Annotated in this window: 16 protein-coding genes and 3 pseudogenes; 5 read left to right on the forward strand and 14 right to left on the reverse strand. The window is 73.6% G+C overall.

Going from position 1 to position 22,214, the window contains the following annotated elements:
- Nucleotides 1-11: 11 nt before the first annotated feature.
- Nucleotides 12-3,896 (reverse strand): Pls/PosA family non-ribosomal peptide synthetase, encoded by a 3,885-nt coding sequence (locus tag ACWD5Q_RS28210; protein ID WP_451429870.1) that lies wholly within the window; start codon nucleotides 3,894-3,896, stop codon nucleotides 12-14.
- 311 nt (nucleotides 3,897-4,207) lie between these two features.
- Nucleotides 4,208-4,579 carry a winged helix-turn-helix transcriptional regulator gene (locus tag ACWD5Q_RS28215; protein WP_451429871.1) on the reverse strand — a complete coding sequence of 124 codons (372 nt, stop codon included), beginning with the start codon at nucleotides 4,577-4,579 and terminating at the stop codon, nucleotides 4,208-4,210.
- A 140-nt stretch (nucleotides 4,580-4,719) separates the two neighbouring features.
- On the opposite strand from ACWD5Q_RS28215, the gene ACWD5Q_RS28220 reads away from it, so the two are divergent.
- Complete coding sequence (locus tag ACWD5Q_RS28220; protein ID WP_451429872.1) at nucleotides 4,720-5,370, forward strand: FMN-dependent NADH-azoreductase; 651 nt, start codon at nucleotides 4,720-4,722, stop codon at nucleotides 5,368-5,370.
- Between the two features lie 32 nt (nucleotides 5,371-5,402).
- On the opposite strand, the gene ACWD5Q_RS28225 is transcribed toward ACWD5Q_RS28220, so the two are convergent.
- From ACWD5Q_RS28225 to ACWD5Q_RS28255, 7 genes and pseudogenes are all read right to left on the reverse strand, one after another.
- The gene (locus ACWD5Q_RS28225) at nucleotides 5,403-6,326 is read right to left on the reverse strand and encodes a DMT family transporter (protein WP_451429873.1); all 924 of its coding nucleotides are present in this window, start codon (nucleotides 6,324-6,326) and stop codon (nucleotides 5,403-5,405) included.
- 234 nt (nucleotides 6,327-6,560) lie between these two features.
- Nucleotides 6,561-6,704 (reverse strand): annotated as a pseudogene (locus ACWD5Q_RS28230) (helix-turn-helix domain-containing protein); the annotation flags it as partial.
- A 94-nt stretch (nucleotides 6,705-6,798) separates the two neighbouring features.
- Entirely contained in the window at nucleotides 6,799-10,176 is a 3,378-nt protein-coding gene (locus ACWD5Q_RS28235) for a pyruvate carboxylase (protein WP_451429874.1), read from the reverse strand.
- 377 nt (nucleotides 10,177-10,553) lie between these two features.
- The gene (locus ACWD5Q_RS28240; RefSeq protein WP_451429875.1) at nucleotides 10,554-12,038 is read right to left on the reverse strand and encodes a glycosyltransferase 87 family protein; all 1,485 of its coding nucleotides are present in this window, start codon (nucleotides 12,036-12,038) and stop codon (nucleotides 10,554-10,556) included.
- Nucleotides 12,035-12,913 (reverse strand): class I SAM-dependent methyltransferase, encoded by an 879-nt coding sequence (locus tag ACWD5Q_RS28245; protein WP_451429876.1) that lies wholly within the window; start codon nucleotides 12,911-12,913, stop codon nucleotides 12,035-12,037. The genes ACWD5Q_RS28240 and ACWD5Q_RS28245 overlap by 4 nt, the downstream gene beginning before the upstream one ends.
- A complete protein-coding gene (locus ACWD5Q_RS28250; protein ID WP_451429877.1) occupies nucleotides 12,910-13,572 on the reverse strand; it encodes a TIGR04282 family arsenosugar biosynthesis glycosyltransferase in 663 nt (220 codons plus the stop codon). The genes ACWD5Q_RS28245 and ACWD5Q_RS28250 overlap by 4 nt, the downstream gene beginning before the upstream one ends.
- Complete coding sequence (locus tag ACWD5Q_RS28255; protein WP_451429878.1) at nucleotides 13,569-14,330, reverse strand: glycosyltransferase family 2 protein; 762 nt, start codon at nucleotides 14,328-14,330, stop codon at nucleotides 13,569-13,571. Before ACWD5Q_RS28255 ends, ACWD5Q_RS28250 begins: the two co-directional genes overlap by 4 nt.
- 266 nt (nucleotides 14,331-14,596) lie before the next feature.
- On the opposite strand from ACWD5Q_RS28255, the gene ACWD5Q_RS28260 reads away from it, so the two are divergent.
- Nucleotides 14,597-15,331, forward strand: a complete 735-nt coding sequence (locus ACWD5Q_RS28260) for a response regulator transcription factor (protein WP_451429879.1) — start codon at nucleotides 14,597-14,599, stop codon at nucleotides 15,329-15,331.
- Nucleotides 15,321-16,433: a sensor histidine kinase gene (locus tag ACWD5Q_RS28265; protein WP_451429880.1), complete on the forward strand. Its 1,113-nt coding sequence runs from the start codon at nucleotides 15,321-15,323 to the stop codon at nucleotides 16,431-16,433. The genes ACWD5Q_RS28260 and ACWD5Q_RS28265 overlap by 11 nt, the downstream gene beginning before the upstream one ends.
- 35 nt (nucleotides 16,434-16,468) lie before the next feature.
- Here ACWD5Q_RS28265 and ACWD5Q_RS28270 read toward each other — a convergent pair whose 3' ends face one another.
- From ACWD5Q_RS28270 to ACWD5Q_RS28285, 4 genes and pseudogenes are all read right to left on the reverse strand, one after another.
- Nucleotides 16,469-17,521 (reverse strand): NAD-dependent epimerase/dehydratase family protein, encoded by a 1,053-nt coding sequence (locus ACWD5Q_RS28270; RefSeq protein WP_451429881.1) that lies wholly within the window; start codon nucleotides 17,519-17,521, stop codon nucleotides 16,469-16,471.
- Nucleotides 17,522-17,609: 88 nt separating this feature from the next.
- On the reverse strand, nucleotides 17,610-18,035 hold the full coding sequence (locus ACWD5Q_RS28275; RefSeq protein WP_451429887.1) for a hypothetical protein: 426 nt from the start codon (nucleotides 18,033-18,035) through the stop codon (nucleotides 17,610-17,612).
- A gap of 5 nt (nucleotides 18,036-18,040) precedes the next feature.
- The gene (locus ACWD5Q_RS28280) at nucleotides 18,041-19,177 is read right to left on the reverse strand and encodes a molybdopterin-dependent oxidoreductase (protein ID WP_451429882.1); all 1,137 of its coding nucleotides are present in this window, start codon (nucleotides 19,175-19,177) and stop codon (nucleotides 18,041-18,043) included.
- 157 nt (nucleotides 19,178-19,334) lie between these two features.
- A pseudogene (locus ACWD5Q_RS28285) lies at nucleotides 19,335-20,027 on the reverse strand (beta-ketoacyl [acyl carrier protein] synthase domain-containing protein); the annotation flags it as partial.
- Nucleotides 20,028-20,044: 17 nt separating this feature from the next.
- On the opposite strand from ACWD5Q_RS28285, the pseudogene ACWD5Q_RS28290 reads away from it, so the two are divergent.
- Nucleotides 20,045-20,425 (forward strand): annotated as a pseudogene (locus ACWD5Q_RS28290) (AMP-binding protein); the annotation flags it as partial.
- A 302-nt stretch (nucleotides 20,426-20,727) separates the two neighbouring features.
- Nucleotides 20,728-21,075 (forward strand): phosphopantetheine-binding protein, encoded by a 348-nt coding sequence (locus tag ACWD5Q_RS28295; RefSeq protein ID WP_451429883.1) that lies wholly within the window; start codon nucleotides 20,728-20,730, stop codon nucleotides 21,073-21,075.
- A 48-nt stretch (nucleotides 21,076-21,123) separates the two neighbouring features.
- Here ACWD5Q_RS28295 and ACWD5Q_RS28300 read toward each other — a convergent pair whose 3' ends face one another.
- A complete protein-coding gene (locus ACWD5Q_RS28300; RefSeq protein WP_451429884.1) occupies nucleotides 21,124-22,104 on the reverse strand; it encodes an AraC-like ligand-binding domain-containing protein in 981 nt (326 codons plus the stop codon).
- Between the last annotated feature and the right edge of the window lie 110 nt (nucleotides 22,105-22,214).

Raw genomic sequence — 22,214 nt, forward strand, 5'->3', positions numbered from 1 at the left:
CCCCGGCCGCGTCACGCCGCTCGCTTCCGGGGACGCCATGCCTCGATCGGGTTGCCCAGCCAGCGGGTGTCGTCGGGCACCGACTCCGCCGCCATCACGAGCGAGGCCGGACCCAGCGTGGTGCGGGCCCCGATGGTGCTGCCGGGCAGGACGATTCCGCCAGGGCCCAGCGTCGCGCCCGCACGGAGGATCACAGTATCGGTCCGCAGGATCCGGTCGTGGAAGAGGTGGGTCTGCAGCACACAGCCGCGGTTGACCGTGGCGCCGTCCTCCAGCGTCACCAGATCCGTCTCCGGCAGCCAGTAGCTCTCCACCCACACTCCCCGGCCGATCCGGGCGCCGAGCGCGCGCAGCCACAGCGTCATCAGCGGCGTGCCCGGCACCGCCCCGGCCAGCCAGGGCACGGCCACGACCTCGACGAACGTGTCCGCCAGTTCGTTGCGCCACACGAAGGAGCTCCACAGCGGGTGCTCTCCGCTGTGGTGCCGGCCCACGAGCAGCCACTTCGCCACGACGGACACGGCGGCGCCCGCCAGTCCGGCGCCGAGCAGCACCACCCCGCACAGCAGCCACGCCCAGTCGCCCAGCGCACAGAGCGCCGCGGCCGTCAGCAGGGCGAGCCCCGCCGAGCAGAACACCGGCACGATCCGGCACAGCTCCACCAGCCCGCGCGCCCACAGCAGCCGAGCCGGCGGCTCGAAGGTGCGGCTCTGGTCGCTGTCGGAGGCGGTGCGCGGCAGCTTCACCGGCGGCAGCCCCAGGTAGGAGCTGCCCTTCTTGGCCTTCTTCGGGGTCGCCGACAGCACGCCGACCAGTCCGCCGTCCGGCACGCTGCGGCCCGGCGCGGTCATCCCGGAGTTCCCGAGGAACGCCCGCCGCCCGATCTCCGCGCGCCCGATCCGCACCCAGCCGCCGCCCAGTTCGTACGGCGCGGTCAGCGTGTCGTCCGCCAGGAACGCCCCGTCGCCGACCGTGGTCAGACTCGGCAGCGCCAGAACGGTCGACACCTCGGCACCGCGGCCGATCCGCATCCCGAGCAGGCGCAGCCACACCGGGGTGACCAGCCCCGCGTACAGCGGGAACAGGGTCTCGCGCGCGCGGTCCATGAGCTGGGTGACCGTCCAGGCCTGCCAGCCGATCCGGCTGTGCGCCGGGTAGGTGCCCTCGCGCAGTCCGAGACTCATCAACCGCACGGCGACCAGGAGCAGCAGCGCGTACGCCAGCCCGAACGCGAGCGTGGCGGGAACCAGCGCCAGGGCGGCCCCGCGCAGGGCCGCGCCGAGACCGGCGGCCGGATCGACGAACAGGTGTGCCACCAGGAGCGCGGCGGCGCCCGCCGGGACCGGCAGGGCCGTCAGCACGACGCCGCTGACGCCGTACATCGCCCGCCACCCGGTGCCGCGGCCCGGCCGCTCCTTGGGCCAGTTGCGCTTGGCCTTGCCGAGCTTGACGGCGGGCGCGCCCGCCCAGCGCTGGCCGGTGGGGATCTGTCCGGCGACCGCCGAACCGGGGGCCACCTCGGCGCGCTTGCCGACGCGCGCGCCGGGGAAGAGCATGCTGCGCGTGCCGACCACGGCGTGCGCGCCCACCTTGACCGTGCCGATCTCCAGCCGGTCGCCGTCCAGCCAGTAGCCCGCCAGGTCCACCTCGGACTCGACGGCCGCGCCCCGGCCCAGCTTGAGCATGCCGGTCACCGGCGGCAGCGAGTGCAGATCCACGTCCGGGCCGATCTTGGCGCCCAGTGCGCGGCCGTACCGCTCCAGCCAGGAGCCCGTCAGCGAGGTCGCCCCGCTGAACTCGGCGAGCCGTTCCGCGGTCCACAGCCGCAGATGCACGCTGCCCCCGCGCGCGTACCGGCCGGGCTTGACGCCCCGCAGCAGCAGCCGGGCGCCGCCCGCCGCGATCGCGAGCCGCCCCGGCGGGCTGTAGAACAGCACCGCTCCGGCGGCCACGGCCCACCAGGAGGTGGCCGGTGCCCACGGATACGGGCCGAACCAGTGCAGGACGTTGCCGAGCGCGGCCAGCGCCACGGTCCAGCGCAGCCCGAGCACGGTGAACAGGGGGACGAGCAGGAGGAGCTGAAGGACCCCGGCGCGCCTGGGCACCGGCGTGACCACGCGCTGCGCACCGTCGTCCTGCGCCGACTCCTCCAGATGGCGGGCGAGCTTGCGCAGCGTCGGCTGCTGGTAGATGTCGAGGACGGCCACGCTGGGGTAGCGGGTGCGCAGCCGGGTGGTGAGCTGGGCGGCGGCCAGGCTGCCGCCGCCGATGGCGAAGAAGTCGTCGGTCGCGTCGGCCACCGGGATGCCGAGGACCTCGGTCCACTGCTCGGCGAGCCACGCCTCGGTGCCGTAGAGCTGGGCGGTGGGGCCTTCCAGGCCCTCCAGCGGCCAGGGCAGCGCGTTCCGGTCGACCTTGCCGGACGTGCGGGTCGGCAGATCGTCGACCGGCGCGAGCAGCGGGACCAGGGCGGCGGGCAGTTCGGCGCGCAGCCGCTCGACGGCCGCCGCGTGGTCCCAGCCCTCCTGGGTGACGACATAGCCGACGAGGAGCTGGTTGCCGCTGCGGGCGGTGCGCACCGCGGCGGCGGCCCCGGCCACCCCGGGCAGCGCCTGGAGTGCGGCGTCCACCTCGCCCAGCTCGATCCGCCGCCCGCCGAGCTTGATCTGTTCGTCGGCGCGCCCGAGGAAGATCAGCCCTTCGGGCTCGGCCCTGACGAGGTCCCCGCTGCGGTAGGCGCGCTCCCAGCCGAGGGAGGGAAGCGGCGCGTACTTCTCCGCGTCCTTCTCGGGGTCGAGGTACCGGGCGAGCCCGACCCCGCCGATGACCAGCTGTCCGCTCGCGCCCATGGCCACCGGCTGCCCGGCGTCGTCCACGACGGCCAGCTCCCAGCCGTTCAGGGGCAGTCCGATCCGGATGGGCTCCTCGCCGGTGAGCAGCGCGGCACAGGCCACCACGGTCGCCTCGGTCGGCCCGTAGGTGTTCCAGACCTCGCGTCCCTCGGTGACCAGTCGCTGGACCAGCTCGGGCGGGCAGGCCTCGCCGCCGAAGATCAGCAGGCGGACGTCGCTCAGGGCCTCGGACTCCCAGAGCGCGGCCAGGGTCGGCACGGTCGAGACGACGGTGATCTCCTGCTCGACCAGCCAGGGGCCGAGATCGGCGCCGCTCCTGACCTGTGAGCGCGGTACCGGCACCAGACAGGCTCCGTACCGCCAGGCCAGCCACATCTCCTCGCAGGAGGCGTCGAAGGCCACGGAGAGGCCGGCCATGACCCGGTCACCGGGCCCGATCGGCTCCTCCCGCAGGAAGAGGTCCGCCTCCGCGTCCACGAACGCGGCGGCGCTGCGGTGGCTGACGGCGACGCCCTTGGGTTTGCCGGTGGAGCCGGAGGTGAAGATGATCCAGGCGTCGTGCTCGACGCCGGGGCGGGCGGCCGGGACGTCGGACGTGCCGTTGACGGTGATCCGGTGCCCGGCGCCGACGACCGCGCGCACCTCCGCCTCGGAGAACACCAGCTCGGCCCGCTCGTCCGGGTCCTCGGCGTCCACCGGGACGTAGGCGGCTCCCGCGGCGAGTACGGCCAGGATCGCCACGTACAGGTCGTTGGTGCCGGACGGGACGCGCACGCCGACCCGGTCGCCGCGGCCCACCCCGGCGTCCGCGAGGCGGCGCCGGAGGGTTTCGACCTCGGTGGCGAGGGCGCGGTAGGTCAGGGAACGGTGGCCGTCGTCGAGGGCCGGCTCGTCGGGGTACGCCCGCACCGTGGCGTCGAAGATGTCCACGAGGGTGCGCGGCGAGGCGGCGGGGGCGGCGAAGAAGCGCGCGCGGTCGCCGAACTCGACGCGCATCTCCGTATCGGACAGCGCGAGTGCGGGGCCTTGCTGGAGGGCTGCCATCGGGTCCTCACGTGTCGTTCCCGGATCGCTCCGGGGCGCTGGGGGGCCCGCAGGTGTGCCTGGGGATCTTCCGGTCCAGCCTCAAACAAGCGGTCAACATTAGTACGAGGATGGACACGGACGGTTCCGTCCGCTCTCCGAGGGCCTGTCCAAAGCCCGTCGGAAGCGGTAATTCCGGTGCGTTGACATGGGGATGCGTCATCGTGACGAGATATGCCCCACACACCCGGAACCCGGTCCCGCTGAACAGCGAAAACCCATGGCGCGGCCCGGCCGGGGCAGCTCTCGCCGCCCCCTCGCCGGCGTCCGTGTCACTCCGCGGACGCCTCCCCGCAGGGCCGGCTGTCCGGCAGGTGCTCCTTCGCCCACCGGCCGAGCTCCTTGAGCGCCGGCTCCAGCGCGGCTCCCGCTTCCGTGAGGCGGTAGGAGACCCGCAGCGGCGGGCCCTCGTCGACCTGGCGCACGACGAGCCCCGCGACACCGAGTTCGGTGAGGCGGTCGGAGAGCATGCGCTCGCTGAGGCCGGGAATGGCGCGGCGCAGGGCGGCGAAGTTGGCCGGCTGCTCGACCAGCACGGCCACGATCGGGCCGGTCCAGCGCTTGCCGAGCAACTGGAAGACGCGGGTGATGCCCTCGTCCACCCGCTTACATCCTGCGGGGTCGTGCCTCTGTTCGACCGTCATGCGCCCAGGATACCGCTCCCCCGTATGTAGATGAAAAAAAGTAAGTACCTGTGCTAACTTCAGTTCAGTACGAAACATTAGCCCCTGGGCGTCCGTCACCCCGGCGGACCCCTCGGACCCCCGTTCATTGGAGACCCCCGATGGCCACCCTTCTGCACCTCGACTCGTCCGTGTTCCCGGCCTCCGCCTCCGCCTCCCGCGCGGTGACCGAGACCTTCCGCAAGGCCTGGGAGGAGCAGCACCCGGGGGGCACGGTGATCTACCGCGACCTCTCCGCCGAGCCCGTGCCGCACATCACCGCCGACGCCCACTCGGCCGGGTTCGCCGACCCCGCCGCCCACACGCCGGAGCAGGCCGCCGCCTTCGCCGAGCGCGTGCGGCTGATCGAGGAGCTGGAGCAGGCGGACGCGGTGCTGATCGGCGCCCCGATGTACAACTACGCGATCCCCTCGACCCTCAAGGCCTGGCTGGACAACGTCATCCTGTTCGGCCGCACCGCGGGCGAGAACCCCTCCGCCAAGGGCACCCCGGTCACCGTGGTCGCCAGCCGCGGCGGCTCCTACGCGCCGGGCACCCCGCGGGAGCCGTACGAGTACGTACAGAACTACCTGACGGCGATCCTCGCCGACGCGCTCGGCCTCGACCTCGACTTCATCGTCCCCGAGCTCACCATGGCCCCGCACAACCCGGCCATGGCCGAGCTGGTGCCGCTCTTCGAGGCCTCCCGTGAGCGCGCCTTGCAGGACGCGGCCACCAAGGCCAAGGCCCTCGCCGAGCGCCTCACCGCCTGAGCGGGCCGGATCGCCCCAGCCGCGGTCCCGCCTCAGTCCGCCGTCGCGGGGTGACGGGCCGCTGGGGCGGGCCGCGTTTCGGGCCGTGGTTCCTCCGCTTCCGGGTGGACACACTCCGCGAGGCACGGGGTACGGGAGAGGGCGAAGACGCCGTAGCAGAGCAGGGCGACGCCGAGGAACGCCGGCAGGAGCCACAGCCCGTGGCGCGGTGACTCGGCGTAGAGGACGACGCCGAGGCAGAAGCTGACGGTCGCGTCCCCGAGCGTGAGGGCCGGCTGGGACGCGATCAGCGGGCCCGACTGCATGGCGTAGCCCAGGAGCAGGATGGAGAGCGAACCGGCGGCCGCGAAACCGTAGGTCTGCCAGGCCAGGAAGAACCCTGCCGCCCCCTCTTCGGACAGGATGTGCATGGCGGACTTGACGAGCGCCGCGGTCAGCGCGTTGCCGATCGCGGCCGCGGCGGCCAAACAGGCCGCGCGCGCCAGTCCGTGGGGGCGGCGGAACCCGGCGAGGACGAGCACGGCGCCGACGCCGCCGACCACGGCGAGGGCCGGCACCCACCACAGTCCGGGAACCTGGGAGCGCCCGCCGGAGGGCGCGACCGAGAACAGGCTGACGGCCAGGCCCACGAAGATACACAGCACGTAGAGCCACGCCTTGCGGGACACCCGCACCCGGAATACCGCGCTGCCGGCCAGGAGAGCCAGCGGCAGCTCCAGGATGAAGAGGGGCTGGACCGCGGCCAGGGTCCCCACGTTCAGCGCCAGGGCCTGGAAGAGCGCGGCGAACACGACCCCCAGGATGCCCCCGAACCAGACCGGGCTGCGCAGCAGCTGCCGGATGAGCCCGAACCGCGCCGTGGAGTCGGGCGCCGCCACCGCCGCACGCCGTTGCAGCACGGTTCCCACCGCGTTGCTGCCGGCTGCCAGGACGGCGAACACGACCGCAAGAATCATCCCGCTCGCACCGCTTCCGCGTCGCGCGCTGCCCCCTGCCGGTACAGCACTCCGGTCCCGCTGCCCAGTCGGGCCGGGCCCCCTTCCACGATGACATCCTTCGGCCGTGGCTTCCAGCGATGTCTGCGGGGGCCGCCGTCCCCGGACACCGCGTGGCCGCCCCCGACGGCGCTCGCGGCCGACGTCATCGGGCAGCCCGCCGGGCGGTCTTCCGCCCGAAGACCGACCGGCTCGTCACGGGAGCGTCCTTGGCCGTGCGTGTACTCGGCCAGGCGTTGAGCCTGCTTGCGTTACGCCCCGGACGGTCCCGTAGGCGGTCCGGAAGGCGCGGGTGAAGTCGGATGCGCGAGACAAGCCCCACCGGGCGGCGATGACGTGCTGGTCGCGCCGTTGCCGCGGTCCCGGTGGGAGCGGCAACGACATCGGCGGGCACCTGGCGCCGCGGCTCGAGACGCGAACCGGCGCTGGAGTACTACGCGATGACCATCAGCAGGTCGCCGCCCTCCACCTGCTGTACCGAGTCGACCGCCAGGCGGCCCACCGTTCCGGCGACGGGCGCGGTGATGGCGGCCTCCATCTTCATCGCCTCGATCGTCGCCACCGTCGCGCCCGCCTCCACCTGGGCGCCCGGCTGCACGGCCAGGGTGACGACCCCGGCGAACGGTGCGGCGACGTGCCGGGGGTCGGACTTGTCGGCCTTCTCCGCGGGCGGCAGATCCGAGGCGACCGAGCGGTCACGGACCTGGACGGGCCGGAGCTGGCCGTTGAGCGTGGCCATCACCGTGCGCATGCCGCGCTCGTCCGCCTCGCCGATCGCCTCCAGGGCGATGAGCAGGCGTACGCCGGGTTCGAGGTCGACCGCGTGTTCCTCGCCGGGGCGCAGCCCGTAGAAGAAGTCCTTGCTGGGCAGGACGCCGGTGTCTCCGTAGGCGTCGCGGTGTGCCTCGAACTCCTTGGCCGGTCCGGGGAACAGCAGGCGGTTGAGGGTGGCCCTGCGGTCCTTGTCCAGGCCCTCGCGGTCCTCCTCGGTCAGTCCGGCGACCGGCTTGGTCTCGGCCCGGCCCTTGAGGGCCTTGCCGCGGAAGGGCTCCGGCCAGCCGCCGGGCGGGTCGCCCAGCTCGCCGCGGAGGAACCCGATCACCGAGGCCGGGATGTCGTACGCGCCCGGTTCCGCGGCGAATCGCTCCGGTGTCACGCCCGCGCCGACGAGGTGCAGCGCGAGATCGCCGACCACCTTGGACGACGGGGTGACCTTCACCAGGCGGCCGAGGACGCGGTCGGCGGCCGCGTACATCGCCTCGATCTCCTCGAACCGGTCGCCCAGGCCCAACTCCCGTGCCTGGACGCGCAGGTTGGAGAGCTGTCCGCCGGGGATCTCATGGTCGTAGACACGTCCGGTGGGCGAGGCCAGGCCGGCCTCGAAGGGGGCGTAGATGCGGCGCACGGTCTCCCAGTACGGCTCCAGGTCGCAGGCCGCCCGCAGGCTCAGCCCGGTCGGCCGCTCGGAGTGGTCGGTGGCGGCGATGATCGCGGACAGGGACGGCTGGGACGTTGTGCCCGCCATCGAGGCCACCGCCCCGTCCACGGCGTCGACGCCCGCGCCGATCGCGGCCAGATAGGTGGCGAGCTGCCCGCCGGCCGTGTCGTGGGTGTGCAGATGCACCGGCAGGTCGAACTCCCGGCGCAGCGCCGTCACCAGCCGTGCGGCCGCGGGCGCCCGCAGCAGCCCGGCCATGTCCTTGATCGCCAGGATGTGTGCCCCGGCTTCGACGATCCCCTCGGCGAGCCGGAGGTAGTAGTCCAGGGTGTAGAGCTTCTCGGTCGGGTCGGACAGGTCGGCGGTGTAGCACAGGGCGACCTCGGCGACGGCCGTCCCGGTGGCGCGTACGGCGTCGATCGCGGGCCGCATCTGGGCGACGTCGTTGAGCGCGTCGAAGATGCGGAAGACGTCGATGCCGGTACGGGCGGCCTCGCCGACGAAGGCGTCGGTGACCTCCGTCGGGTAGGGGGTGTAGCCGACGGTGTTCCGGCCGCGCAGCAGCATCTGCAGACAGATGGTGGGCACCGCCGCGCGCAGCAGGGCCAGCCGCTCCCAGGGGTCCTCGGCCAGGAAGCGCAGGGCCACGTCGTAGGTGGCCCCGCCCCAGCATTCGAGGGACAGCAGCCCGGGAAGGGTGTGGGCCACGACGGGGGCGACGGCCAGCAGGTCCTTGGTCCGGACACGCGTGGCCAGGAGGGACTGGTGGGCGTCGCGGAAGGTGGTGTCGGTGACGGCGACGGTCGACGACGCGCGCAGCGCGCGGGCGAACCCTTCCGGGCCGAGTTCGGTCAGCCGCTGCTTCGAACCGGCGGGCGGCCGTGCGCCGGAGGGGACGTGCGGCAGTTTCGTCACGGGGTCGACCAGCCGCGGGCGTGCGCCGTGCGGCTTGTTGACGGTGACGTCGGCGAGGTAGGTGAGCAGGCGGGTGCCGCGGTCGGCGGAATGGCGGGTGGTCAGCAGGTGCGGGCGTTCCTCGATGAACGACGTGGTCACGTGGCCCTCCCGGAAGTCGGGGTCGTCCAGCACCGCCTGGAGGAAGGGGATGTTGGTGGCCACGCCGCGGATGCGGAACTCGGCGACCGCGCGGCGGGCACGCCGCACCGCGGTGGCGAAGTCACGGCCCCGGCAGGTCAGCTTCACCAGCATCGAGTCGAAGTGGGCGCTGATCTCGGAGCCGACGAAGGCGGTGCCGCCGTCGAGCCGGATGCCGGAGCCGCCGGGCGAGCGGTAGGCGCTGATCGTTCCCGTGTCGGGGCGGAACCCGTTGGCCGGGTTCTCACTCGTGATCCGGCACTGCAGGGCCGCGCCGCGGACGGAGACCGTCTCCTGGGACAGTCCGAGGTCGGCCAGCGACTCCCCCGAGGCGATGCGCAACTGCGCCTGGACCAGGTCGACGTCGGTGACCTCCTCGGTCACCGTGTGCTCGACCTGGATGCGCGGATTCATCTCGATGAAGACGTGCCGGCCGTCGCGGTCGACCAGGAACTCGACGGTGCCGGCGTTGCGGTAGCCGATGGTGCGGGCGAAAGCGACGGCGTCGGCGCAGATACGGTCCCGCAGCGCGGGGTCGAGTCCGGGGGCGGGGGCCAGCTCGACGACCTTCTGGTGCCGGCGCTGCACCGAGCAGTCGCGCTCGTAGAGGTGGATGACGCCGCCCTGGCCGTCGGCGAGGATCTGCACCTCGATGTGGCGGGGGTCCACGACGGCCTTCTCCAGGAACACGGTCGCGTCCCCGAAGGCGGACTCGGCCTCGCGGGACGCCGCCTCGATCGCCTCCTGGAGCCGTGCGGGCTCCGTCACCCGCCGCATGCCGCGCCCGCCCCCGCCGGCGACCGCCTTCACGAACAGGGGGAATCCGACCTCCTCGGCGGCCGCCAGCAGTTCGCCGACATCGGTCGAGGGACGCGAGGAGCCGAGCACGGGCACCCCGGCGGCGCGGGCCGCGGCGACGGCGCGGGCCTTGTTGCCGGTCAGCTCCAGGATCTCGGCGCTCGGACCGATGAATGTGATCCCGGCCTCCTCGCAGGCCCGGGCCAGATCCGGGTTCTCCGACAGGAACCCGTACCCGGGGTACACGGCGTCCGCTTCCGCCCGGCGCGCCGCCCCCACGATCTCCTCGACCGACAGATAGGCCCGCACCGGGTGGCCCTTCTGTCCGATCTGATAGGCCTCGTCGGCCTTGAGCCGGTGCAGCGAGCCGCGATCCTCGTACGGGAACACCGCCACGGTTCCGGCGCCCAGCTCATAGGCCGCACGGAACGCGCGGACGGCGATCTCTCCACGGTTCGCGACAAGTACCTTGCGGAACATCAGCGGTCCCTTCTCATGAGTGCCCCGGATCGGGCGACTGGCGAGCGTTGGTACGTCTGCACCGGCGCCGGGCCGGACCCGCGCCCTGACCACGACCGGCCGGTCCATCATCTGCCCGCCCTGGACGCTCACGTATGCATCATCGGCACCGGTGTGACGACCTCCACGCGGCCGGGAGAGGCTCGCCGGTCACGCCGGGCCTTGGGCCGGCCCCGGCGGGTCACCCGGCTCCCTCCCCCGGAGCGGCCGGGGTGACCCGGCCGGCCGGTCCGCCGCGCGGTCACCGCCGACGGTCCGAGCCGCATCCTGCGCGCGCCGGCCCCGGTGAGAGCGCCCGTGACCACCTCGACGCCCGTGCCATGACCGCCCCCGGCGGTCTACGCCCGGTCGGCGAGCCGTGGTCCGTCGCGGCGTCTTGCCGACAGGCCGCGAGCCCGGCCGGAGCGCAGACAGGCGCCGACCGTGACGGCCACAGCGGCCGTGCCGTACGCCCACGCCTGGAGCGGGAAGCCGGGCAGCAGCCGGCCGGCGAGGTAGAGAACGGTGCCCGCCAGGGTGACGGTCAGCCATTCCCAGCGGCCGTCCAGGGCGACGAGGGCGATGACGAGCAGGGAGTACCAGGGATAGCTCGGCGAGAACAGGAGCAACGCGGTGCCGGTGAGCAGCAGAGCGCCGCTCCAGGGCCGGTCCGGGTCGCCGCGGCGCCACACGTACAGCCCGACGAGCGCGAGCAGTACCGCCGCCGTCACTTCGGCTGCGGCGTCCGGCAGCAGCAGGCGCAGCAGGGCGAAGCGGCGTACGTCCCCGGGTTCGTAGCCCTCCTCGTGGAGATAACCGGGCAGATATCCGAGGACACCCGTGCCGGACACGGCGACGTAGGGCACGTAGACGAGCGCGACCGTGGCGACGGTGGCCGCCACGACGCGCAGGATCCGCGCCGGGCCGCGCTGCCCGGACAGGGCTCCGGGCAGGGCCAGGACCGGCAGGAGCTTTACGGCGATCGCGGCGCCCAGCAGCGCGCCCCGGCGGGCCCCGGCGGTCGCGGTGCCGAGCGCCAGCACCGTGCACAGGACGCCGAGGGTGTCGATATGGGCGTTGTCGACCGCCTCGAACGGCACGGCCGGGCACCAGGCCCACAACGCGGCCCGGGCCGGGGCCCGTTGCGGGTCCCCGCGTCGGCGCCCCACCGCGAGCAGGGCCACGGTGGTGCCGAACGCGAGTGCCGCGCCGCCGATCTGGAGCGGCTTGTGGCGGCTGTGCGGCGGGGAGACGGCATGGACGGCGAGGAACCAGCCCTCGGCGACAGGCGGGTAGACGGTGGGAACGGTGGGACGGTTGATACGGAGACACAGACCACTGCCTGTCTGGTGGAGACCCCAGCCCTCGCAGGCCTCCTGGGTGGGGAACAGCCAGTCGTCGCGCAGCGCGGCCAGTTCCGGTGCCGCGGGCGGGTGGGCATAGGGAGAGATGCCGGCCGCCTGGACCCGGCCGTCCCAGGCGTAGCGGTACATGTCGTCGCTGGTGCGGGGCGGCGCGGCGAGCGCGCCCAGCGCCACGGCGGCCGCACCGGCCAGCACGAGCCCGGTCGCGGTACGCGCCGGCACCTTGCGCACGGTCCACACCGCGGCGGCGAACAGGGTCCAGGCGACGCCGTAGCCGGTGAGCAGGCGGCCGGGGGCGCCGATGTCGTCGCCGGCGCGGAGGGTGCCGGCGACCACGGCGGTGAGGGCGGCGAGGAGGACCACGGTGACACCGATGGCGATCCGGGCCGTGCTGCGGTTCGCCGGTACGGCGGAGCCAGGACGCGGGTGCCGCGCGGACGTCGCGGAATCCCGCCGGCAGGCGGGGGTGGTGTCGGTCATGGGCGGCCGGGCCTTCCGGTGGCCGTGGGGCGTTCGCCGGGGTGTCCCGGCCCGGGGCGGTGGAGTTCCACGAAGGGGCGGTCCCCGGCCGTCCAGCGCCCGGTGAGGATCCAGCCCGTGGTGTCGGCGGCGTGCGCCAGCGCGGTGGTGCCGAGGCGGGCCCAGGGAAAGGGGCTGCCATGGCGGCCGTGGGCGTCCTCGACGCGGACGGTGAGACGTTCGTCCACGTCCTGTGGGGCCGCCTCGGCCAGCAGCCGTCCGCCGGGGCGGACCAGGTCGCGCAGCCGGGTCAGCAGGACGACCGGGTCGCCGCCGATGCCGACGTTGCCGTCCATCAGCAGGACGGTGCCCCAGCGGCCTTCCCTCGGCAGAGGGTCGAAGACGGATCGCCGCAGGGCGGCTCCGCCGAGACGGCGGGTCCGGGCGACGGCGGTGGGGCTGACGTCCACGCCCAGCGCCGGCCGGCCACGGGCGGTGAGGGCGGCGACCAGGCGTCCGGGGCCGCAGCCGACGTCCAGCACCGGGCCGGTGCAGCGACGCAGCACGCTCGTGTCGGCGGCGTCGGGCGCGGCGCACCAGCGCTCCACGTCCAGGAGCAGCGGCTCCTGCCCCGTGCCCGGGCACAGACGGCGCAGGTACAGCGGGCCTCGGCCCGCGCGCAGGGCGTGGACGTAGGGGTCGTCCGCCCAGGGTGCGCCCGGTTCCACGGGGGTGGGGCGAGCGGTGGAGGGCGTCGGTGTGCGGGGCGGGGCGGGCCGCGGCATCAAGGGCCGGGACATCGGAGGCTGCCGGTGCGTGCCCGGCGTGGCCGGCTCGGCCCACTCGGCGTCGGGGGACGTTCCGCCCGGTGCCGTACCGGTTGCCGTGCCCCTCACCGTACGATCTCCGCCAGCCGGTCCAGTACGGCGGCGAAGCGGGCGCCCGGTGCACAGTCGGCGGCGGCCTCGGCCGCGTCGGCGGCGGTGTCCACGTCGCGCAGCACCGGCAGGTCGCCCACCGACAGCCCCGCCGCGGCCATACGGGCCCGCTGGACCGCGCCGGTACGGTCGGTGGACATGGGCACACCCCGCACCAGAGCCCCGGCGCGGGCCGGATCGGCCAGGCCGAGCGCCCAGAACCCGCCATCGGCGGCCGGCCCGAACCAGGCGTCGTGACCGTCTTCGCCGACACCGTCGAGGAGACCGGGGGTCAGCTGGGGCGTGTCCATGCCGATCAGCAGCGCGGGACCGTCGGCGCAGTGGGTGAAGGCCGCCGCGATCCGCTCGTCCAAGCCGCCCGGTGCCTGGGGTACGACGTCGAACCCCGGGGGCAGCCAGGCGCCGGGAGCGCCGTCCAGCACGAGGACGCGGCGCCGGGCGGGGACCCGGAGCACCGTGTGGAGTGTGTCGGCGAGTGCGGCCTCGGCCAGTGCTGCCGCCTGCTGCGGGGTGTACGGCGGGGTGAGCCGGGTCTTGACCCGCCCGGGTACGGGCTCCTTGGCGATGACCAGCAGCGTGGCAGGCCCCGTGACCGTGCCCCGGCTCCGGGCGCTCATCGTCCGGCTCCGGTGACGCCGGTGACGCTCGCGATGTCCGCGGGTCCGGCGGCGGTTCTACTCGCGGGGTCCGCGGTGCGCGGTTCGCCGAGGACGGCACTCATGTCCCGCACCGCCTGCCAGGTGCCGCGCCAGGTGCCGGTGACCTTGGAACGGCCGGTGCGCGGGTGGTAGGGCACGTCGATCTCCCGGACGCGCCAGCCGGCGTCGGCGGCGCGGACCACCATCTGCAGCGGGTAGCCGGACCGCCGGTCGGTCAGGTCCAGGGCGAGCAACGTCTCGCGGCGGGCGGCGCGCATCGGGCCGAGGTCACGCAGGCGCAGCCCGGTGCGCCTGCGGATCAGCCGGGCCAGCTCCAGGTTGGCCAGCCGGGCGTGCACGGGCCAGGCGCCGAGGGCGGTGGGCCGGCGGCGGCCGAGGACCAGGTCGGCGGAGTCGTCGAGGACCGGCCCGGTGAGGGCCGGCAGCAGCGCGGGGTCGAGGGAGGCGTCGCAGTCGCAGAAGCAGACCACGTCGGCCATGGCGGCAGCGAGCCCGGCGTGGCAGGCGGCTCCGAAGCCGCGGCGCTGCTCCCGGACCACATGGGCCCCGAGGGAGCGGGCCACGTCCGCCGAGCCGTCGGTCGAGCCGTTGTCGACGACGATCGCACGCCAGCCCGGCGGGATCCGCTCCAGGACCCAGGGCAGGGCCCCGGCCTCGTCCAGGCAGGGCAGCACGACATCGACGGGCGGAGGCGAGGAGGGGGATGTCTCGATCACCCCACTCACCCTACGAACGCAGAACGAACAAAAGGGAATTGGCGACCTTACGGATCGCTGACGTCCGGCGCCGGATGGACGTACCGGAGGTCGGCGTGCCGGTCGTGGCCCCACCCGTCCCCGCACGCTTGCGCGCACCCACCGTCCTGGCAGATCGCGCGCCTGTGGCGTCCTCCCGGGTTGCTCACCTCCACCCGTCCTTACGGATCTCTGACATCGCCCGCCGCCCCGCCGGCCGGCCGGAGGACGGTGCGAGACTCGGTGGCGTGAAACGCGTACTCGTCGTGGACGACGACCCGACCGTCTCCGAGGTCGTCGCCGGTTATCTGGACCGGGCGGGCTTCGCCGTCGAGCTGGCCGCCGACGGTCCCGCCGCAGTGGCCAGCGCCGCCGTCCGGCCGCCCGACCTGGTGGTACTGGACCTGATGCTGCCCGGCATGGACGGCCTGGAGGTCTGCCGGCGCATCCGCGAGGACGGCCCCCTGCCCGTGATCATGCTGACCGCGCGCGGCGACGAGGAGGACCGCGTCCTCGGCCTGGAGGTCGGCGCCGACGACTACGTCACCAAGCCGTTCAGCCCCCGCGAACTCGTACTGCGCGTGGAGTCCGTGCTGCGCCGCGCCGGGACACGGGCGGCGGCCCGCGCCGAACCCGCGGAGCCCTGGCTGCGGGCCGGCCCGCTCGCCCTGGCCCCCGTCGCCCGGCGCGCCACCCGCGACGGTGCGGAACTTGCCCTCACCATCCGCGAGTTCGACCTGCTGGAGTTCTTCCTGCGCCACCCGGGCAGGGCGACGAGCCGCGAGGAACTCATGCGCCGGGTGTGGGGCTGGGAGTTCGGCGACCTGTCGACCGTCACCGTGCATGTGCGGCGTCTGCGCGAGAAGGTCGAGGACGACCCGGCGCACCCTCACCTCATCAGCACCGTGTGGGGGGTCGGCTACCGCTTCGACCCTCCCGAACAGACCGGCCCTGCCGAGAGCGGAGCCGACGATGGTCGGTGACACGCTGCTCATCGCCCTGTACGCCGCGATCGGCGCGGTGGCCGCCGGGCTGGGCGGCGCGGTCGCGCTGCGGCTGCTGAGACGCTGCTCGGTCGCCCTGTCGCTGGCCGTCGTCGCGGCCGTCACGGTCGCGGCGATGCTCGGGGGCACCCTTCTGGTGGCCTGGGCGATGCTCCTGTCGGACCACGACCTGTGGGTCGTGACGACCGTGTGCGCCATGGCCGCGGTCGTCTCCCTGGCGGTGGCGCTCGTCCTGGGCCGCAGCGTCGTGCGGGGCAGCCGGGCCCTGGCCGAGGCCACCCGGGCCCTCGGCGACGACGGGAGCTTCACCCCGCCCGCCGCCGCCCCCACCGCCGAACTCGCCGAGCTGAGCCGTCAGCTCGCCGCCACCAGCGCCAAGCTCACCGCCTCCCGGGAACGGGAGCGGGCCCTGGAGGCCTCCCGCCGCGAACTGGTCGCCTGGATCTCCCACGACCTGCGCACCCCGCTGGCCGGACTGCAGGCGATGACCGAGGCCCTGGAGGACGGCGTGGTCGAGGACCCCGCCGTCTACCACACCCGGATCAGCGCCGAGGTCGAGCGCATGAGCGGCATGGTCAGCGATCTGTTCGAACTCTCCCGCATCCAGGCCGGGGTGCTGGCCCTGTCGCCCACACGGATGTCGGTCTACGACCTCGTCGGCGACGCCATCGCGGGCGCCGACGCGCTGGCCAGGGAGCACGGGGTACGGCTCGTCGGGGACGGGGTCGAGCCCGTGCCGGTCGAGGTCGACAGCCGTGAGATGTCCCGCGTCCTGGCCAATCTGCTCGTCAACGCCATCCGCCGCACCCCCGCCGACGGCACCGTCGCCGTCTGTGCCTGCCGGGTGGCCGACAGCGTCGTGCTGTCGGTCACCGACGGCTGCGGCGGCATCCCGCCGGAGGACCTGCCCCGGGTCTTCGACACCGGCTGGCGCGGCACCCACGCTCGCACCCCGCCGGCCGGGGCCGGGCTCGGCCTGGCCATCGTGCGCGGCATCGTGGAGGCTCACCGCGGCCATGCCGCCGTACGCAACGTCCCGGGCGGCTGCCGCTTCGAGGTCCGCCTTCCGGCCGCGGGTTGAGGCCCCGTACGGCAGCCGGGCGCGGCAGCGCAACGTCAGCCGTCACGCAGTGGCGCCCCCGCGAACCCCGTCATCCCCTCGGCGAAGGTGACCTGCGGCTTCCAGCCCAGTTCCGCGCGCAGCCGCTGCGAGGAGGCGGTGATGTGGCGGACGTCGCCGAGTCGGTACTCTCCCGTGACGACCGGCATCGGACCGCCGTGCGCCGCGGCGAGCTTGGCCGCCATCTCCCCCACCGTGTGGGGCTCGCCGCTGCCGACGTTGTACGCCCGCAAGGTCCCCTTCGGCAGCCCGTCCACCGCGCCCAGCACCGCGAGGTTGGCCGCGGCGACATCCCGTACGTGGACGAAGTCGCGCCGCTGGCCGCCGTCCTCGAAGACGCGCGGGGCTTCGCCGCGCGCCAGCGCGGAACGGAAGAGCGAGGCAACGCCCGCGTAGGGAGTGTCGCGCGGCATTCCGGGCCCGTACACGTTGTGGTAGCGGAGCGCCGCCACCCGCCCGCCCGTGGCCCGCGCCCACGCGGCGGCGAGATGCTCCTGGGCGAGCTTGGTGGTGGCGTAGACATTGCGCGGGTCGGCGGGCGCCTCCTCGTCCACCAGGCCGGCGGCGAGGGGAGCGCCGCAGCGCGGGCAGGGTGGTTCGAAGCGTCCCGCGTCCAGGTCCGCCGCCCGGCGCGGCCCCGGCCGGACGGGGCCGTGGGCCGGACATGCGTAGCTCCCCTCGCCGTAGACCACCATGGAGCCGGCCAGCGCCAGCCGACGCACCCCTGCCGCCGCCATCCCGGCGAGGAGCACCGCGGTGCCCAGGTCGTTGCAGCTCACATAGTCGGGCGCGTCGGCGAAGTCCTTGCCCAGGCCGACCATGGCGGCCTGATGGCACACGGCATCCACTCCGCTCAGGGCATCGGCCACGGCTGCCGCGTCCCGGACATCCGCCTGCCGCCATTCGGCCTCCGGGGGCGGGGACGGCACGGTGCGGTGGGCGGCGGGCAACACGGCGTCGAGGACGCGCACCGCGTGCCCGGCGTCCAGGAGGGCGTGGACGATGTGCGAGCCGATGAAGCCCGCGCCTCCGGTGACCAGGATCAACATGCCACCGACCGTAGGGCCGCACACCCGGCCGCGGGCCGCTCCGCGCCCGGACGTCAGGGGTTCGTAAGCCTTCCGCCCGATGTGGAGGTCAACGGCGTCGGCCACGCCGGTCCTGGCGTGCCCCTGGCGGGCGCCGCCGGCTGCGGACGCACCCGCGGGCGGCCGTCAGCAGCGCTGTCCCCGTCGCTACGGCGACGAGCACCAGCAGCCAGTTGCGCGGGTAGTCCAACGGCAGCACCGAGGAGTTGGCGGTCGCCCCGGGGCGCACGAGCACCGGCAGCGCCACCGCCGTCAACGCGCCCGCGACCGTCAGCGCCCCGCGCACCGGGCCCCGCCCGCCGCCGCGCACCAGTAGCAGCCCGGCGAGCAGCACCAGCGGGGCGATCACCACGTCATGGAGCACCAGTGCTCCACCCAGCCAGACCAGCACCCCCGTCGGATCGCCCGTGTCCGACAGCAGAAAGGCGCCGATGCTCATGAGCACAGCGCCGGCCAGGCCCGTCAGGATCCGCATCACCTTCACGACAGCACCTCCAGCCGTCCGACCCACTTGGTCTGCAGCACACCGGGCCGGTTGGGCGCGATGACACGGGCCGGGTAACCGTGGTCGGGGGCGAGTTCCCGCCCGTTCAAGCGCAGCGCGAGCAGGGTCAGCGGGTCACGGGCGTATACGTGCCCCATCTCCGACACCCGGTATCCGCCCCGGAGTTGCAGCGACACCACCCGAACCCGCGCGTGCGGCGGGGCGCCCGCCCGGTCCAGCAGATCCCTGACCCGCACGCCCGTCCAGTGGGCCGATGTGCTCCAGCCCTCCACGCAGGCGATCGGCAGATCGACCTCGTACTGCGGCATGACGCGCAGCTCGTCCAGGGTGAGGACATAGGGGCGCGGGCCGGAGACCACCAGCCGGTAGTGCTCGGCCGCGATCCGGCCGACCCCGGCTGCGGCGGCGGTCCGGTTGACCGGCAGGCCCTGCGGGCCGTGGTCCGGCTGGCGGGGCGCGAGCAGATCGAGGTCCTTCAGCGGGGTGAGGGACTGGCCCACGGTGGTCAGGGTGACCGCTCCGACCGCCGCGCCCACGCCGGCCAGCAACGAGCGCCGGTCGACGGCGTCCTTCTCGGGCAGGGCGAGCGTTCCCGGCGACCGCCGGGTCCAGTTGGCCCGGATCTCCGAGGCCTTGACCGCCAGGTGCAGCAGCAGCGCACCGGTCGCCAGCCACGCCATCGCGTAGTGCACCGGCACGAACGAGAACGGCCAGGGATACCACTGCACCGTGTTCAGCAGCCCGGTGCCCACCTCGAACACGGCTGCCGCCACCAGCACGCCCACCGACAGCCGCTCCAGCGCATGACGCACCGACCGCACGGGCGGCCATGCGTACAGGCGCGGATACACCGTCCACAACTTGGCGAGCAGCAGCGGGATCGCGGCGATGCCGGAGGCGACATGAAGTCCCTGGGTGAGGCGGTAGCCCCAGGTGGGGCGGCTCGGCAGCTCGTCGGCCGCCCAGGAGGGCGGGTGCTGCAGGACGTGGCTGACCAGGCCGGTGACGAAGCACACCGCGAACGCAAGCCCCAGCCACCGGCCGATCGCGGTCGCCGTGCGGGCGTCGTGCAGCCTGCCCCTGAACACGGGGGGAAAGAAGCGCTGTTCCATGCCTCCATCCCACCCGCCACGACGCCGCGTCGGAATGTCCGGGCTCCTTACGGAACAGGGACGTCTGACCCGAGTACGCCTCCTCGGGCCCCGCCTGCCGGGAACCAACCCCGCCCTTGTGTCGGGCTGTCGCCCTTTGTCTCATGTACTGGCCCTGGCTTTCGGCGCTGCTGCCGGACAGCACCAGGCAGGGCAGGGCATGGAGCGGCGCCGAGGGCACCTTGGCCTCTTCCAGCAGCAGGTGGGCGTTGGTACCGCCGATGCCGAAGCTGCTGACGGCCGCCACGCGTGGCCGGCCGGCCGGCCACGGCCGGGCCTCGGTCGGGATGGAGAACGGTATCTCGGCGCCGATCTGCGGGTTGAGACGGTGGAAGTCGACGGTGGGCGGGATCACGCCGTGATGGACCGCCAGGGCGGCCCGCACCAGGCCGACCACTCCGGCGGCCGCGCCCAGATGGCCGATCTGGCTCTTCACCGACGACAGCGCGCAGTGGTCCGACGGGCCGAGGTCCAGGGCCTGACGCAGCGCACCCACTTCCACCGGGTCGCCGAGCCGGGTGCCGGTGCCGTGTGCCTCGACGTACCCGACGTCGGCACCGGATCGGCCGCTGCGCCGCAGGGCGGCGCGGATCACCTCGCGCTGGCCGGCCAGCGAGGGGGCGCTGTAGCTGAGCTTGTCGGCGCCGTCGTTGTTGAGGGCCGAGCCGGTGACGACCGCGTAGACGGTGTCGCCGTCACGCCGTGCGAGCCGCAGGGGTTTCAGCACCACCACACCGACACCGCTGGCGCCGATGGTGCCGCCGGCGTCGTCGCTGAACGGCCGGCAGTGTCCGTCCGGGGAGAAGATGTGACCATCCGGTACGGACCGTGCCGGAACTGTTCGCGGAACAGGTCGCTCGCACCCCCGACGCCGTCGCGGTCATCCATGCGAACCGGCGGCTCACCTACGCACAGCTGGACGCTGCCGCGACCCGCCTCGCGGACCGGCTGCACGGCAAGGGCGTCGGCCCGGGAAGCCTCGTCGCGGTGCGGGCGAGCCGGACGGAGCGGCTTCTGGTCGGCCTGCTCGGAGTCCTCAAGGCCGGGGCCGCCTACCTTCCGCTCGACGCGGAATACCCCGCGGAACGGCTCGACTTCATCGTCGAGGACTCCCGCGCCGTCCTCACGCTGGGGGACGCCGAACTCGAAGCCGCCATCGAGGATCCCGGCACGGCCGACGGGACCGCCGCCACGCCACCGGCACCGCACGACCTGGCCTATGTGATCTACACCTCCGGCTCGACCGGCCGCCCCAAGGGGGTGCGGATCGACCGGAGACCGGGTGCGCCGACGCGGCGACGGACGGCTGGAGTTCCTCGGCAGGATCGACGGCCAGATCAAGCTCAGGGGCTACCGGATCGAGCTTGGCGAGATCGAGTCCCGGCTGCTCGCCGTGCCCGGAGTGGACCAGGCCGCCGCCATGGTGCGGGAGGACAGGCTGGTCGGCTACGTCGTCGGGGGCGCGGACGCGGGCGAACTCCGGCGCGCTGGCGGCGTCGCTGCCGGCGTACATGGTGCCCGAGGCGTTCGTCGCCCTCGACGCCCTGCCGACCACGCCGAACGGCAAGCTCGACCGGTCGGCGCTGCCGTCCCCGCCGGAGGCGGCATCCCCGGCCTCGGCGAACTCCGGGAGCCTGCTCGAAACGGTACGGCAGATCTGGTGCGAGGTGCTCCGGATCCCCGAGCTGGCGGACACCGAGGATCTCTTCGACCTCGGTGGTCACTCGATCACGATGACCCAGATCTCGGTGAGGATCCTCGACCGGCTGGGAGTCGAGGTTCCGCTGTACGCGTTCTTCGACGCCCCGACCGTCCGGGGCATGACCGCGGTGGTCGCCGACCTGCGCGCGCAGGGGTGACCGTCCGGCCGAGGCCCGCCGTGCGGACGGAAGAAGGCGGGCAGCGCCTCAGACGGCCTCTGCCTTGGGCCTCCGGCCGGACGCATCGAGGAGCTGCCAGTCGCGCGGTGTCATCCCGTAGGCCACGCGGAAGGCGCGGCTGAAGTGGCTGGGACTGACGAATCCCCAGCGTCGAGCGACGGCCGCCACGCCGCCCCCACGCTCCGGGCTCCTCAGGAGTTCCCGTCGGCACCGCTCCAGGCGCTGCATGCGGATCCAGCCGCTCACCGAGGTCCCCTCGGGCTCGAACAGCTTGTGCAGGTAGCGGACCGACACGAAATGCGCCGCGGCGATGCTGGACGGTGACAGCTCCGGGTCGGAGAGGTTTCGCCTGATGTGGTCCTTCACCCGCACCAGCACGGCTGCGCCGGGGCCGGACTCCGGAGAGTCGAAGCGACCGCACCGCTCGGCGATGAACAACGCGAGCAGGTCCAGCCCGGTGGTCGCGAACCGGCGGCCGAGGCTGTCGTTCTCGTTCTCCTGGTGGCGCGCCAGACACGCGAAGTAGGTCGCCACCAGGCCGGCGCTTCCCACGTCGCCGGCGAAGGCGGTCGCGGTGAGTGTCCGCAGATCCTCGTCCCGCACGCCGAGCGCCTGCCGAGGGAAATGGAAGGAAGTGAAGGAGAATTCACGGTCAACCCTCTTCCTGAAGCTGCGGGAAGAATCGGACAGGGAGAATTGACCAGGTTCTATCAGGGATTCCCGCCCGTCTTGTTCCTTGAGTGCGGTGCCCCGCCACTGGAAACTGAGGGTCAGGAACTCCTCATCCTGTCGGGCAATGTGCCGACTGGTGCGCGTGACTGTTTGCGGTCCCGCTTTCACGTGAGCGATCCGCAGGGGGCCGAGCTGCGTGCTGACAAGCGTTCCGGGCGACGGCTCCTTCTCCAGGAACTCGACGTCGAGCGGTATGAAGGTGCTTGAGACCACATCGCGCCAGCGCTCCGCCCGGTCGGAGGGGGAGAGCGGCGCTGTGGAAAGGGCGGTGGACACCTGGCTTCCTCACAGTGAACCCTTCTCGGTAATTTGTCGTGACGCTTCGTGATCTTCAGGCTGTGCGGTCGTGTTCCAGCTGCAGGAGGACGAGGGCCGCTCGGGCGATG

It is taken from the genome of Streptomyces sp. NPDC002513 (genome assembly GCF_053595355.1).